We start from the raw sequence: 13,990 nt of genomic DNA on the forward strand, positions 1-13,990 counted from the left end.
ATGTTTGAAAAATAAGAATTGACGGTTTGTAGCACCGCAATTTGTTATTGTGCCGAAGACACTAAAAACATTAATTAATCTTAGGCGGTTGCCAAATGGAAGAGAAGAAGTCTGAAACAGCTGACGCAGTTATTACACCTAATTTCTTTTTAGGTTGTTGGACATAATTGGATGTTAAAGCATAAAAAGAAGTAATTACAAATCCAGTACAGGTATTGCATTTAGAAAAAGGCGAGCAACATTCCATACCGCAACCGTCGCTATCTTCTTCCTGATTATTTGTTGTTTGATGTATGACGTCAAAGCATTTATCTTCCATAAAGCCTGGCAAGATCGATAAGACCAAGACCATTAATGCTAATATGAATGATAAATTTTTCATTTGGCAAATGTATAAATTTATGCTCAATTTCACACAGTAATAAAGAATTAGAACATCAACTGTTATTTTTAAATAATATATAGCGAGAATTAGAGAAGAGATAGTATTAAATTTCTATCATTTTTAAAAAATATATTTGGTTTATAACACAGAATCTTTTCTTTGGTCGCAGATGTGAAAAGAAAAGAAGTCCGTTAAAATCAATAATGGGATACTGAATATCCCACGAAAATATCTCGCAACTTGTTTGGCGAAAATAGGGAAATGAAAGAATGAAATGGAAGATTTTTGACAAAGTGGTTGCACCTTATTAGATGCAAAAATGCGTTTCCGACCATAGTGAGGAATTGCATTTTTGCCACCCGATTTTTCGGGTCAGGGGACTTTTACCGGGTGGGTGCGGAAGTCTTTCAGATTATGAAAAAATCCTCTGTATTCCGTCATTCCATAACGAAATAAGTTCCAAAGCAAAGAACAACCCATTTGCGCCAATGACGAATTAATAAATAAATCCTGTTTTTCCAATGCTTCAGCTAAACTGCAACTTGGCGTGTCGTCCTGCTCTTCAGACTGTTTTAAAAGTTCGCCAAATTCATCGGTAACCAATGGCAGGCTTGCCACCGTTTCGAATCTCTCTGAATTGGGTTGTTGGATATTTCCTATTGTAGATAGTAAAACTTGTCCTGTATGTTGGCTATTGCCAAAATCCAACCAATACCGTGGGCGATTTGAATAGGCTTTACCGTTGTTTAAAATTTTTAAAATGTCTGCAATCTCAAATCTTGCTTTTACGCTGTCCACACAAGAAATATAAATACTTGAACCAGCTTTTTCGGGTAATTTATCCAAATAGTCTTTTTCGAATTTTGCCGTTTCCGATTTCCAATTTGTCCCCGAAAATCGGTTGGCTCTGTTAATTAATGCAACGGATTTGTACAATCCAATTTCACATTCTGCAAAACGCTGTCTGCCTAAATTTGCTTGGGTAATTACATCATCATCCCAAAGGCGGATTTGTAGTCCTGCGTGTCCCAACTCAATTAAACTGTGGTTCATTTCCATCAAGGCAGTCAAAACCTTTGAACCTGTTCCACCTGCACCAATTAAATTTACTAAAATCGGATTGGTCGGATTAATTAAATCAATATCTGTAAAATGTATTTTCGTTTTCATCACAATAGATTTTTAAGTGTTTTGTTATTTGGTTTCAATACTTCTTTTGGAAAGGGGTTGTCTGTACCAATTAGGTCTTTCCACATAGTTACACAATTTCCTTTTACTGGATTGTATTCGCCTAATAAGTGACTGAAATAACTATTAAAAAAATAACTTTCCCAAGCCTGTATAAATTCCTCCACCGTAGCCGAATTTTGAATATCAATAGTTACCGTTCCCATACATACATTTCCGTTTTCATACACATTGAAAAATGGTGCGTAATGCAAAAGCGTTTTTTGTGTCGGTCTTCTATCGCTTGACAAAGCAAATACTGCCAGGCTATTTTTATTAGCAAACCAAAGCATTGGCGGTACTTGTGCTTTTCCATTAGGAATGCCCAAACCATCTACAAAATACAGTTGTCTTTGCTGTGATTTGGTGTACCAAAGTACCGTACCCTTTTCGCTCGGGTTGATTTGTAAAATGTTGGTTGGTAAAATCCCTTTTGGTTTTAAAAAAGCTTTATTTTTTTCTTCATCCGTCTGTAATGATTTTGCCAATAGATTGGCTTCTTTTACAGTCAATGGATGCGCATTAATTGGATTACCGTTCTTGTCCATATCGAAATGCTCTACATACATATCTGTATTTATACCTTTGGTTTCATAAAAAACCAAAGCAGATTTCGGGTGGTATAATGTGCCAAAATTCTCGGTTATGTCGTTTGTATTATTCATTTTTCTGCTGTTTTATATTCATCTAATAAACCGCATAAATCATTTAGTATCGGAAACAAGCGGTTTTCAAAATCAAGGTTAGTATATGTTTTCTCGCTTCCGTCAAAGTGTTTGCTAATTGTTGGTTCTGCCATTGCTCCATACTCATTAAATTCATTGTTAATGCTATCCGAAAGACGTTCATACAGCCAACCTTTGGTATCTGCTACAAATGAAATGTACTTTTCCATTCCAAGGATTTCATTGTCGTAATCATTGTCGTAAGAGTCTTGTTCGGAAATGGGTGCATTTTTAAAAATACTTGTTATTGGATATTCCGTAAAAAGTTCAAAAACTTTACAAGCTACTTGCCAACATTCTTGGTCAAATTCATCAAGTTTTTTGAAGTTTTTTAAACGCTCTTCAAATAGTTGTAAATTGATACGGTTGAATATTTTCTGTTCTATTTTGTCGCCAATTTGTTCGGCTTGCCTTAACTCACTTTTATATTTCTCCGTTTCGTCCGTTTCATTGTCCTGTTCCACCCAATCGGTCATCATCTCATACATCCAATACAGATAACTATTTTCTTGTCTGTAATACGGAATACCAACAATGTGATACAGATAACTGCATACGGAAACCAATAATTGAGCAGTCTTTTTACGCCTTTTGTCGTTGAGCATTTTAAAGAGCGGAACGATAGGAATATAATACAAGGTCGTTCTTGTATCGTATCGTTCCTCACTTACAAAAAATGTTTTCTTACTGTCCTGTACCAATCTCAAACTATTCCAATTTAAATGGGTGCGTTTTAACTTGGTTTCTATATCCCACATCGCCAACGCTATATTGTAGGGATAGCCATAAATTTGTGTTTGCATTGGTTCTATGCCATATTGCTCGGCAAGTTTGGAAAGGGATTGATAAAAATCCCTCTCTGTTTTTGCTATTTCTTTACAAGCCTGTAAGGATTGTTGCGTTTTCAGTTTAGGCAGGAATATACACTTTAGAAAACCATTGGCAACATTGCTATTGGTACGGCTTTCCGCTTGTCTTTTTGTACTTGGTTTGCATCTTTTGGTCTTTGCATCCATTGTGCGAACTCGCCGAATTGTCGGTGCAATTGCCGTTGTCTTTTCTGTTCGGGTATGCTGATAATTCCCGATAGGATATGTGGTTGCATAATTCATCGTTTTGATTTTTGGTTTAACCTTTTGTACCCATTACGCTTTCAAATTTGTACTCAATTGCATCGTCTTTTATTTGCGGAGCAGATACTTTTGCCGTTGTAAGTATCGGGTACAAATTGGCGTAAAAATTCATTACGGCTTCCACGCTCCAACGTGGTTCGGGTTCGGTTAGTCTAATGTCCTGTCCTTTATCTTTGAGTATAAAAACTCGCTTTAATTGCGTTGCTACTAACATAACTCTGATTTTTTGGATTAATATTCTTGTTCTTCGTCCGTTTCATCGGTAGGATAATTTACTGTAACTTCTTCCTCTTGGTGCAGTTCGGGTTTTACTTCTTCCATTGCTCCAAAAAGGCTCGGTGTTACAAACTTTTCAGACAATGCGTTTTTACGTTTGCGTATCTCGTCCGCTTTTTCGGGAAACTCTGTTATCTCGGGTACTTTCATCCATGCTTCACGGAATTTGCCTTCTTTTTCTAGTTCTTCCGCCTTTGCCATTGCATCTTTAAATTTCTTGTCTTTGGCTTCTTGTTCTTTCTTCTGTTTATCGGCTTTTTCTTTCTCCATAGCCGATTGTTTTCTGACTTCTTCCATTTGTTTTAGAAATTTCTCCATATCCACCATTAAACCCGAAACGGTTTGGATAGGTGCGGTAATTTGCTCAAAAAATCCATCGTCAAACTCTTGGGGCGTTGCATTAAATGTCAATGGCGGAATTAGATTTTTGGCGTTATCTCCGCATTGTTCGTTGTTGAGGATAACCGAAACAATTAGGTTATTTTCTGCTCCTTTTGAAATATTCAGTTGTAATACTCCTGTAAAGTCCAACTGTGCTATCTGATTGAAAAAATTAGTATTCATTGCTATAAAATTTAAGATGTTGTTAATTGCGTATTGATTGCTCTTAGTTTTTCGTACATATCTGACCAATAGGTTATTTGTCTTTTGTCAAACTCCGAAAAATTGCTGTCCTGGTGGTTATATTCTTTGTATCGCCTTGCTATTTTTATAGCTTCCTTTAAATCTGTTACTTCGATTTGGCAACCATTTATGTCTGTTACGTTCATAGCTGTTTTATGGTAGGCTACCACCGCTTAAGGCGGTAGCCTATAGTTATTTAATTGAGGTTTAAGATTTCCGCACCGTCCAATGCAAAGGCGGTACACAATTCAAATGCTTTTTGAGATTTGAGTTGAGCTGTTCCACCCAATACAATACTCTGCAACTTGGCTTCATCATTTTTGTAATTGCGTACATTCTGATAGTATCCTGTAACGGCATTGTATGCTCCGAACAATGTTCCTTTTGTAGTGTCCATTTGTTGCGTGTCGCTCATCATTGCGTAAGAAAAAGCATCGTCAACGGTGTTTTTAAATAAGGTTGAAATTTCATCTTCTGCACCTTCTTTAATTAACTCAAGCGTTTCTTTATTCGGGCAAAGTGCCAATTGGATTAGCTTTCTTACTTCTCGGTCTGTAACTTTTACGCTTGCCCACTCATTAAAAATATTCTCTAATTGGTTGCTCAAAGTGTTCGCTAGTCCCATAATTTTATGGGCGTTTTCGATACGTTGTTTTGCTCCCGAAGTATGTTTTATACGAACTACATTGGTCATACTACGTAGCGAAGCATTCAACGTATTTTGGCAAACTATTCTAACAGGTGTAAATGCGGCTGTGATACTTCCGCTACCATCGTGCGAAGTAGTTAAGAAAATGTACTTTTCTGTTACATCATCGCCATTACCTACACGGATATAGTCGGGCAATTTGGCTGTGATAAATATGCGCTCTCCGTTGCCTAACGCTCCTGCGGTTTCATACAGAATACCCTCGCCACCTCCTACAATAGCATCAAAGAAATTGAATGCTTCACGGTTTTGTACGATGTGGTAATCTTTACCCACCACGCCCAATACTGCGTTGTTATCGTTACGGATGTTGGCAAAATAGTTAGGAACTTCAATTTCAGTATCTTGCATAACAATACCCTCGGTTATTTGAATAATTCCTGAGCCATTAGTATATAAAGGTCTTTTTACAACTTCGTAATCTAACCCTGCATGTTTTATAGCTTCCTCGCTCGTTGGGTACTGCTCTACGATTTGCCCTAAACCGTGCCACGCTTTTTGTTGAACGCTAAAGAATGAATAACGTCCTGTTCTCTCGTTGAAATTGATATTATGTGCCATAATGCTTAAAATTTATAGTTTGAAAAATGATTAAATACTCGTTGTTAAAATGGGAGGTCGTTTTCCGTACCTTGTTTTGTAGTTTTGTTACTTTCAGTTTGCACAGTAGCTTGTACGGTATCAGTCTTTCTACTGCCTCCGTGTAGTTTGATTTGTGAGGTATGAAAATTCAGTCCTGCTCTTAATTCTCCGTCATTACCTGTCCACGCTCTTGTACTTACTCTTCCCGATAGTTCTACCAAAGTGCCTTTTGTGAGTAGCAAGGCTACGTTTGGGCTTATCCAATAGGAGCAGTCGAAATAGGTCGTCTGGTCTATGCGTTCGCCCTGTTTGTTACGGTAGCTGTCGTTGATTGCTACTGAAAAGTTTACTACTTGTTTTTGCTGTGACGTTGTGCGTACTTCCGCATCTCTCGTCAATCGTCCTGTGATGTTCATGATTTCTACTTTTTTGAGTTATTAAATTTGTACTGATTTTATTTTTTTTAATTTATTCGGTAATGAGAGGAGGTTCTGAAGTTTCGTTTCTCTTTTACCATTTCTAATGCTGTATATTTTCGTTTCTGACATTTTTTTTATTCGTCTAAAGAGCCGGAGTATGCTTTGTTTCGTTTCACGAGCATAAAAGGTTCGTGTTTAGCAGCAGCAAGGTTTTGACAAAAAATACGACCCGAATGGGTGGAGATTTTTTGGCAAACCCGCAGGGCTTGACCTTGATGTTGCGTAAAGAACACGGAAATACCTTTGCTCTTGAAATGGGACAAAACAGCATACTGGCTATTGAATAAAAACCTTGTGGAAGCCAATGGAAAAGGCATTAAGAAATGGTCTATGTAATTACAAAACCAGCATTTATCTGGCAGAATTTTTAACTATGTTTAAGTGTTGGTGGCTATGAAAGCCACTAAAAAGATATTGGAAAATTTTGACTAGGGTTTTTTCTAAATTTTTGAATATGTTTTTCAGTATATCCAACCAAAGCTCTTTTATGCGAAGGGGGTGAGTAAAGGAAATAAATGTGCTTTGGGGATAAAAAGTGTGGGCATAAAAAAAGCAGAACCGTTAAGTTCTGCTTACAATCATTGTTATTCTAAATATCAAATGGTTTAAGTAAAGGCTTTTTCCATTTTCTAAAAATTCTACAATATAAAATCATCTGTTTTCGAAGTTTAAAGAGTTTGAAATGGTAGCTATAAAGTAAAAATAAAACATTAATGTTCTTGATTTATTCAGTATTAAAATTTTTACTTAAATGATATTTTATTTATTGTTTCGCGCTTTTTCTCGTCAATTATTTTTGTATATATCTGCGTTGTCTTTATATTTTTGTGTCCCAGCATTTTAGATACAGTAAAAATATCTGTCCCTGCTGCCATTTGTAATGTTGCATACGTATGGCGAAAGCAGTGAAATGTTATATGTTTTTCAATACCTGCATCTTTAACCCAAATAGGTATCAAGCGATCAAAATCCCATTTCTTTAAATCTAAAAAGATTTTGCCTTGATCCACTCTTTTTTCTCCTAGGAATTCAAGTGCTTCCTCGGAAATGGGATTGGTTGATGGTCTGTTAGTTTTCTGATGCTTAAATCGTATATAATATCCTTCATTTTTACTGTACTGTACTTCATCCCATGTAAGTTTAGAAATATCAGAATATCGCATTCCTGTTAGTAGAGAAAACATACTGACGCGCTTGACAATATCTTTTTTACACGGCGTACTGAACAACCTTGAAGCTTCTTCCATTGTTAAGAAATTTCTTTGAGACTCCTGTTCCTTGATACTTTCAACCATTGCATTAACATCTGTTTGCAATAATCCTTTTTTGTACGCTTTTTTAAGAGTTGCTTTGATCTTGTTAAAATAAGATAGGGCAGTGTTTTGGGCTAAGAACTGGTTTTTTCTCCGTAGACTTTTTGCGTTCAAGATATATTCTCTAAAATCTTCTATAACGGTTACGTCTATTTCCCGCATTATTATATCCTCATTCTTAAGGAACATCTCAAAGTGAATAATCGCGTACTTCCAGATATCACTGTTAATTCCAATTTTACTTTCTGCTGTCTCTTTTAAAAACTGAAGAAATGATTTTTCACCAATCTCAATCAGACGAAGACGCTCCTGCTCGAACGGAGTATAGATTTGCAACTTGTTCAGTTCATTTAGCCTATTTGCACATATAATTTCAGCCTTGCACAGATTCTCTAAATTCATTTCTCTATCCATATTGCTTTTGGGATTTGAAACGAGATATAAGCCTAAATATTCTCTTCGTGAGAATTCACGGATTTTAGGGTTATAGACTGCGGGAAAAAAATCAAGATATAATGTGATCTTTCCACTAGGCAGCTTTCTCTTTCTTAGCGTAACATTTACATTTTTCATCTTCTCACGTCATTAAAAATTATATCAATATCCTGTTTGGCTACATAGTTAAATTTTCCAACGGAATATTTAACTATGCCCTGTCGCTGAATCAAAAGATAGAGTGCCCCTGAAGAAATATTGTACTTCTGTTGAATTTCTGTTATTGTATAGCAATTGTCAAATCCAGGAAATTGGTGACCAGTACTCAAGGTTACATCCTGTATGGGAATAGCAAAAAAAGATTCAAGATCGCATCGTCGGATAACTGTTCTTTTGCCGAACTTTCCAATGTCCAAATGTCCATTGTTAATTAACCTATAAATAGTACTCCGGCTGATTCCAAAAAGAAGGCTTGCCTGAGTAATTTTTAGAAACTCTAGCGGCTTTATTTTTTCCAAATCTGTGTTTAATAGCTGAACTGTTTCGCTATTGCTTTTTTCTAGTTTTCCGTTGCGCACGATTGATTTATATCCTCTGCTGTTGCAAATGTGTGAACAATATCTTGTACGCGTTGTTCTGGCTGTGAACTGCTTTTTGCAGTACTCGCAAATTCTGATAACCTCAATTTTAGAACTCATAATATGACTAATTTTGTGTCCCATTGTGTCTAAGCGTCTCTAATTGTGTCATAATTTCGCCTAAAAAATTCCCAAGTTGGATTTTTTTTTAAGTGGTACAATAATGGTACAAAAAAGAACAAACTCTCTGTAAATAAAACTAAATAAACAGAAAGATAAATCCCAGTTAAAATGTTATTTTATAACATTTTAACTGGGATTCTTTGTTTTGTTTTGCGTTATTTTGTCCTGTTATTTGCCAATACAGAAAATTGCAAAAAAACTCTCGGCAAAAATTACAAAATACTATCGCTGAAGGTTTTCTTCAACCCGAGGATGATTCGTTTGCTTAAGGCTCGTTTTTGAAAGTATTTTTGAAGTAGCCTTTACTATAGATTAATTGCCAAGAGTTGATGAACAGACAATCATAGCCAAGAATCTCCTTTTAAAGCCGAAGATTGATTATTTCTGTATCATTCTAATAATTTAGTAGTTGTACCGATTAAAAAAAAGAAATCAAAAAAGCAGAATTTATTTTTTGGTAAATGAAAATATGCAACAGTCAAATTTTTAAAAAAATGTTATGGAAGAAATTATAACAAAAGAAGATTTAAGGCAGTTTGGTCTGCAATTATTAGATAAAATGCGCATTATAGTTCAAGAGACCACTCCTACGCAAACGGAATTAGTACAGCCAGAATGGCTCAAAAGTAAGGCTGTCAAAAAGCTGCTGGATATCTCTGCAGGTTCAGTGCAGAATCTCAGAGTGACACAGAAAGTCCGATTTAAAAAAGTTCTGGGCTCGTATTATTACAATAAAGAAGATCTTCAGAAACTTTTTAATGATGAATCAGACAAATAAACCAAGTGAAGACCAAATCATGAACTATTTATCCATTTGTATGGACGATCCAAGGCTTAATGTTTGGCATCTGGCCATTTTAGCGGCAATTCTAAATTTAGGTTACAGGCAGAGACAATGGCAGAGAATCAAAGTTAGTCGTAGTAAAATAATGGCATTGTCGCACATAAATACACTGCCAACATACCATAAATACTTTAAACAGCTTCAAGATTTTGGATATTTCAAGTACAGCCCCTCATACCATCCAGACTATAGGAGTGAAGTTGAATTACATGAAAAAAGGTTATCTCATAACTAGTGAGATAACCTCTTTGTTTTACTATTTATTTTTTTTCCAAATATGAATTAAGATGAGGGTATATTGTATTTTTCCTTAATTGTTTTTATATCTTTTTCTAATCTTGAAAGTACAGCCAGATCTACTTTGGACATCTTAAAGGACGTTTTAGACAGTCTTTTATTGAGCAGTGACATTTCGCGTCCAATGGTTGCCTGTTCTGTAATGGCATAGGCTTCCGTCTGTTTAACAGACGCATGGCCTAGCATTTCTTTAACTACATTAATGGGGACATTATTGTTTAATGTAACTGTACTTCCAAAGGTTCGACGTGCCATATGTGTATTTAATGTGAAGGGAAAACCGCATAGAGTCGCAATCTCTTTAAGATACTCGTTCATTTTCTGGTTGGAAGAAACTGGTAAAACTGTGCCACGCTGTAAGCACAGAGGGTGTTCTTTATATTTTTTAATTATTTTGAGTGCTTGAGGCAATAGTGGGACATTGGTAGGAGAACCCGTTTTTTGTCTTTCAGACATTATCCAAGAATTCCCGTCAATACCATCTTTGATATCGGTTTTTTTTAATTGATATGCGTCGATATAAGCCAATCCCGTGTAACATTGGAATACAAATACATCTCTGACAACATTAAGTCTTTCTGTGGTAAAATAATGCCGTTCCAATTCATACAGTTCTTGTGTGGAAAGAGGTTTCTTAACTATTTTGGTTTTTCGGCTTTTAAAGTTTTTAAAAGGGTCTTTTAGGATGACTTCCTTATCGATTGCACGAATGACAATTTTTTTGAAATTAGCAATGTATTTAAGCGTGGTATTGTTGCTGCAATTTCGAACTGTTCTCAGGTAAAACTCAAAGTCCTTAATAAATTCAAGATTTAGATCTGTAAATTCAATATCATCAGCATTAAATTTAAATCTAATAAATGACCTTAAATGATTTATCGTAATAGTAAAACGATCAAGAGTTCCTTTAGCATATCCTTTTCCCAGTAAGGCAGTCATTTCATCATTATGTTTTTGAAATTCTTCCAGTACTTTAACCCTTGGAGTAACGTTTCCTAATATGTAATCCATGATCTTTTGGGAAGTTATTGGTTTTCCGCTGTACATGATGTCGGTCTTGTATTCATTGATTTTTAAAATCAGTGAATCCAGAAAAAAGTTAAGGGATCTCGCATCTTCTTTGGTGCCGATAGCCCTTTCGGTTTTCTGGTCCCAGCGGGCGCTGTCCCATTTTCGTTTGGTGGATGTTTCCTTAGGGATTCCATCTACAGTTATTCTAAGATAAACTGTTCTAATTTTACTTTCATTGCGGGGGATTTTCAAAAAGAAAACCAACCCAAAGCTGCTCTCTAACATAATTCAACTTTTTAGATTAATAAATGTAGAATTATAGCATCAAAAAAACAAGTCGTTAACCTCGTTAACCTCTGTATTTACTAGTGTTTAAGTGGTATTCTGTGGCACATTTTGTGAACACGGTAATGTGCCACGATTTTGCCATAGAAACTTTGAGCGTTTTTATAAATATTGAAAAGTGCTTTAAAATAAAAAAACCTGCGAATCCTTGGATTTGCAGGTTTTACCACGTTTTTTGCGGGTTTTTGAAAAGATTGAAAAAGTTGCCTTTTTGCTTCTTTTACCCTTTTGGTGGGGAGAGCAGGATTCGAACCTGCGAAGTTTACACAGCAGATTTACAGTCTGCCCTCGTTGGCCGCTTGAGTATCTCCCCAAGTCTCAATAAGCATTGCTTATCGTGCTAACCGGGTGCAAATATAGAAACAGTTTTGAGTTTTCCAAACAATATTTGCACTTAATTTTGGTATTATTTTTAATGTATTGGTATTGAATAAAATAAAAAAATCTCCACAAGGGAGATTTTTTTTATTTTTCCAAAAATGGAGATTATTTGGCTAAAAGTTCTAAAATTTTAGCTCTAAGTTCAGCTCCTCTTAAATCTTTTGCTACAACTTTTCCTGACGCATCAAGAATAAAAGTGGCAGGGATTGACTGAACATTGTATTGAGCAGCTATCGGTTCATCCCAAAATTTTAAATTTGAAACCTGGTTCCATGTTAGCTTATCTTTTGCAATTGCATCTTTCCATGCTTTTGCGTCTTTATCTAAAGAAACACCGATAATATTAAGCCCTTTGCCGTGTAACTCATTGTAAAGAGCTACAACATTTGGGTTCTCCTGACGACATGGACCACACCAGGAAGCCCAAAAATCTACTATTGTTACTTTCCCTAAACTTTCTTTCAAAGAAATTATTTTACCTTGAGGATTAGGTCCGGAAAAATCTGCTCTTCATTTTGCATCTGTGGTAGGCGCTGCTGGCGCTCCAACTGCTGGCATTCCTTTTACCTCAGCTAATTTAGCTTTAATTGCTATTCCCGGCTTAGTTTTTTTCAATGATTCATCTAAACTATTGTATAATTTTTCTGATTTTGCAACATCAGCAGTTGGATCATTTAACATTCCTTGAATGATTAAAGCTGAGATAAAAGATTTTGGATGTGATTCAGCATATGTTATGTATTTAGCTTTTGAAGTAGTAGCAACCTCTTCTTGAATCGCAGAAAATTCTTTCATCAAACTATTGATAACTACTGTATCTTTAGCTTGCTGTGCTGCATTCATTGCCTGCATGTTTTTAGTTTGGAAATCCATTAACTTCTTTTGAACTTTAGTGATGTCCTGGTTGAAACTAGTGTATTCGTCATTGTTATATGTTCCTGAAACTTTAGAAATTGAGATGCTATCTTTGTTTATGGCAATAGTAACTTCTCCATTTTCTAATATAAAAGGTATTTTAGCTTGTGCTCCTTCTAACTGAATTGCGTAAAAAGCAGGCTCTGTAATTGATCCTTTCATTTCAAATTTACCATTTTCAACTTTTACCGTATCTTTTGGCAGCATCGCTCCTGTTGCATCTTGGGTTTCTAAGATGATAGTTTTACCATTTTCAATTCCTGTTGCAGTACCTGAAATGATGTATTCGTCTTTGCCAACTTTGTTACAAGAAATTAAAACAACAGCAGCAGAAAGTAAAAAAATTATTTTTTTCATTATAAATTAGTTAATTGAGTTAAGTCTGCAAAAGTATTTAAAATTATAATTTATAAATACTTTTATTCCCTAAATTTTTGTTATTGTTCCTTAATTTTTAATTGTAAGTAGATCAACACCGATTTTTTGTGATTGCTAATGCTGTTTTTATAAAGATGAACCCGTTTGATAAAGGGAGTTTTTATCAGAAAAGTGCCTATTGACTGAATGTTATCTACGCCGCCAAGAATTGTAAAGCTATTAAAAAGGAGATATTTAATAAAAAAAGAAAACTAAAAAACAGGAAGGTTTCTTTGTTTAATTATTGGTTGAATTGTATTTCATTATGCATTTTTCAATGTCCGCTTCGGCATGCTCTAATTCATTTACAGTAATTTTGATATCTAAGTTTACGGTCCTTAATTCTTTGTGTAATACCGAGCAAATAGGGTTTGAAAGTAGACTCAAATCTATTTTTGCTCTTTGTCTTTCCAGAATATCAAGTGTTTCTTTTGCTTTTTTAAATTGCGATTTGTACCTAATGCAAGGATCTTCCATAATTATTAATATCAATTTTGATTTTTCAGGACTGCTAAAGTACTAAAAACATGCTGATTAAACAACCGTAATTTTACTGATTTTTCACTCATTTTTTAAAAGCCGCTTAAAACAAAAAAAGCATCCTTAAGAAGGATGCTTTGGTATTTTTAATTTTGAAAAAAACCTAATCTTGATTGATCGTTTTTCTCCAAGTAAATGAATTCAGGATATGTCTTTTTGCAAATCTTCCAGGAGAATCTGCGTTCACCATTTTTACATAAGTTGCTTTTGGAACACTGATGTATTCGTAAACACTTCCGTTTGAAAAATTGATGATTAATCTTCCTTCAACAAATTTATAATCTGTAATTGTGGATGTAGCTATGGTTTCAGTATACTCAGGTAAGTTTGCTTTTATAGTTTCAGGATTGATGCTTACCAAAAAGTGATATGCTTCAATAATTTTTTTACTATTTTCTTCAGCAGCTTTTAATCCAGCTTCATCGCCCGAAAATTTGTCAGGATGCGCTTCTTTCATCGCATTACGATAAATCGTTTTCAAATCTTTTAGCTCTGCAGTTTTGTCTACATTTAGCAGTTTGCGGTATTCAACTATTTTTTTCATAAATAAGGTAACTACTTGTCTTTTACTATAAAATCAATGTAATTTGA

General features: G+C 35.0%; 17 protein-coding genes, 1 tRNA gene and 1 pseudogene. 2 read left to right on the forward strand and 17 right to left on the reverse strand.

The genetic code is table 11. From position 1 onward, the window contains the following. Nucleotides 1–70: 70 nt before the first annotated feature. From E0F89_RS14835 to E0F89_RS14875, 9 genes are all read right to left on the reverse strand, one after another. Nucleotides 71–382 carry a hypothetical protein gene (locus E0F89_RS14835; protein WP_131910554.1) on the reverse strand — a complete coding sequence of 104 codons (312 nt, stop codon included), beginning with the start codon at nucleotides 380–382 and terminating at the stop codon, nucleotides 71–73. Between the two features lie 375 nt (nucleotides 383–757). Further along, nucleotides 758–1,555, reverse strand: coding sequence for a PRTRC system ThiF family protein (locus tag E0F89_RS14840; protein WP_131910555.1), 798 nt, complete (start codon nucleotides 1,553–1,555; stop codon nucleotides 758–760). Beyond that, nucleotides 1,555–2,277, reverse strand: a complete 723-nt coding sequence (locus E0F89_RS14845; RefSeq protein ID WP_131910556.1) for a PRTRC system protein B — start codon at nucleotides 2,275–2,277, stop codon at nucleotides 1,555–1,557. Before E0F89_RS14845 ends, E0F89_RS14840 begins: the two co-directional genes overlap by 1 nt. After that, nucleotides 2,274–3,449: a hypothetical protein gene (locus E0F89_RS14850; RefSeq protein WP_131910557.1), complete on the reverse strand. Its 1,176-nt coding sequence runs from the start codon at nucleotides 3,447–3,449 to the stop codon at nucleotides 2,274–2,276. Before E0F89_RS14850 ends, E0F89_RS14845 begins: the two co-directional genes overlap by 4 nt. A gap of 16 nt (nucleotides 3,450–3,465) precedes the next feature. Continuing rightward, nucleotides 3,466–3,684, reverse strand: a complete 219-nt coding sequence (locus E0F89_RS14855; RefSeq protein ID WP_131910558.1) for a PRTRC system protein C — start codon at nucleotides 3,682–3,684, stop codon at nucleotides 3,466–3,468. A gap of 17 nt (nucleotides 3,685–3,701) precedes the next feature. Continuing rightward, a complete protein-coding gene (locus E0F89_RS14860; RefSeq protein WP_131910559.1) occupies nucleotides 3,702–4,310 on the reverse strand; it encodes a PRTRC system protein E in 609 nt (202 codons plus the stop codon). An 11-nt stretch (nucleotides 4,311–4,321) separates the two neighbouring features. Further along, nucleotides 4,322–4,516, reverse strand: coding sequence for a hypothetical protein (locus E0F89_RS14865; protein WP_131910560.1), 195 nt, complete (start codon nucleotides 4,514–4,516; stop codon nucleotides 4,322–4,324). A gap of 50 nt (nucleotides 4,517–4,566) precedes the next feature. Further along, entirely contained in the window at nucleotides 4,567–5,640 is a 1,074-nt protein-coding gene (locus tag E0F89_RS14870; protein WP_131910561.1) for a DUF932 domain-containing protein, read from the reverse strand. A gap of 44 nt (nucleotides 5,641–5,684) precedes the next feature. Then, nucleotides 5,685–6,077 (reverse strand): single-stranded DNA-binding protein, encoded by a 393-nt coding sequence (locus E0F89_RS14875; RefSeq protein ID WP_131910562.1) that lies wholly within the window; start codon nucleotides 6,075–6,077, stop codon nucleotides 5,685–5,687. 215 nt (nucleotides 6,078–6,292) lie between these two features. Here E0F89_RS14875 and E0F89_RS17490 point away from each other — a divergent pair, with 215 nt between their 5' ends. After that, nucleotides 6,293–6,427, forward strand: coding sequence for a hypothetical protein (locus tag E0F89_RS17490; protein ID WP_262709549.1), 135 nt, complete (start codon nucleotides 6,293–6,295; stop codon nucleotides 6,425–6,427). A gap of 456 nt (nucleotides 6,428–6,883) precedes the next feature. On the opposite strand, the gene E0F89_RS14880 is transcribed toward E0F89_RS17490, so the two are convergent. Further along, nucleotides 6,884–8,026: a tyrosine-type recombinase/integrase gene (locus E0F89_RS14880; protein ID WP_131910563.1), complete on the reverse strand. Its 1,143-nt coding sequence runs from the start codon at nucleotides 8,024–8,026 to the stop codon at nucleotides 6,884–6,886. Next, on the reverse strand, nucleotides 8,023–8,586 hold the full coding sequence (locus E0F89_RS14885) for a helix-turn-helix domain-containing protein (protein ID WP_243698892.1): 564 nt from the start codon (nucleotides 8,584–8,586) through the stop codon (nucleotides 8,023–8,025). The genes E0F89_RS14880 and E0F89_RS14885 overlap by 4 nt, the downstream gene beginning before the upstream one ends. Before the next feature lie 562 nt (nucleotides 8,587–9,148). Here E0F89_RS14885 and E0F89_RS14890 point away from each other — a divergent pair. Beyond that, the gene (locus tag E0F89_RS14890; protein ID WP_113637347.1) at nucleotides 9,149–9,427 is read left to right on the forward strand and encodes a MerR family transcriptional regulator; all 279 of its coding nucleotides are present in this window, start codon (nucleotides 9,149–9,151) and stop codon (nucleotides 9,425–9,427) included. Between the two features lie 348 nt (nucleotides 9,428–9,775). On the opposite strand, the gene E0F89_RS14900 is transcribed toward E0F89_RS14890, so the two are convergent. From E0F89_RS14900 to E0F89_RS14930, 6 genes and pseudogenes are all read right to left on the reverse strand, one after another. Further along, complete coding sequence (locus E0F89_RS14900) at nucleotides 9,776–11,086, reverse strand: site-specific integrase (RefSeq protein WP_113637343.1); 1,311 nt, start codon at nucleotides 11,084–11,086, stop codon at nucleotides 9,776–9,778. 289 nt (nucleotides 11,087–11,375) lie between these two features. After that, nucleotides 11,376–11,459 (reverse strand) — tRNA-Tyr (locus E0F89_RS14905). 173 nt (nucleotides 11,460–11,632) lie between these two features. After that, nucleotides 11,633–12,019 (reverse strand): annotated as a pseudogene (locus tag E0F89_RS14915) (TlpA family protein disulfide reductase); the annotation flags it as partial. An 18-nt stretch (nucleotides 12,020–12,037) separates the two neighbouring features. Further along, nucleotides 12,038–12,799 (reverse strand): DUF4369 domain-containing protein, encoded by a 762-nt coding sequence (locus E0F89_RS14920; RefSeq protein WP_131910567.1) that lies wholly within the window; start codon nucleotides 12,797–12,799, stop codon nucleotides 12,038–12,040. Between the two features lie 297 nt (nucleotides 12,800–13,096). Next, nucleotides 13,097–13,336 carry a hypothetical protein gene (locus E0F89_RS14925; RefSeq protein WP_165930047.1) on the reverse strand — a complete coding sequence of 80 codons (240 nt, stop codon included), beginning with the start codon at nucleotides 13,334–13,336 and terminating at the stop codon, nucleotides 13,097–13,099. Nucleotides 13,337–13,502: 166 nt separating this feature from the next. Beyond that, nucleotides 13,503–13,943, reverse strand: a complete 441-nt coding sequence (locus E0F89_RS14930; RefSeq protein ID WP_131910569.1) for a KTSC domain-containing protein — start codon at nucleotides 13,941–13,943, stop codon at nucleotides 13,503–13,505. Nucleotides 13,944–13,990: the final 47 nt, after the last annotated feature.

Source organism: Flavobacterium caseinilyticum (genome assembly GCF_004349085.1).
GTDB lineage: Bacteria > Bacteroidota > Bacteroidia > Flavobacteriales > Flavobacteriaceae > Flavobacterium > Flavobacterium caseinilyticum.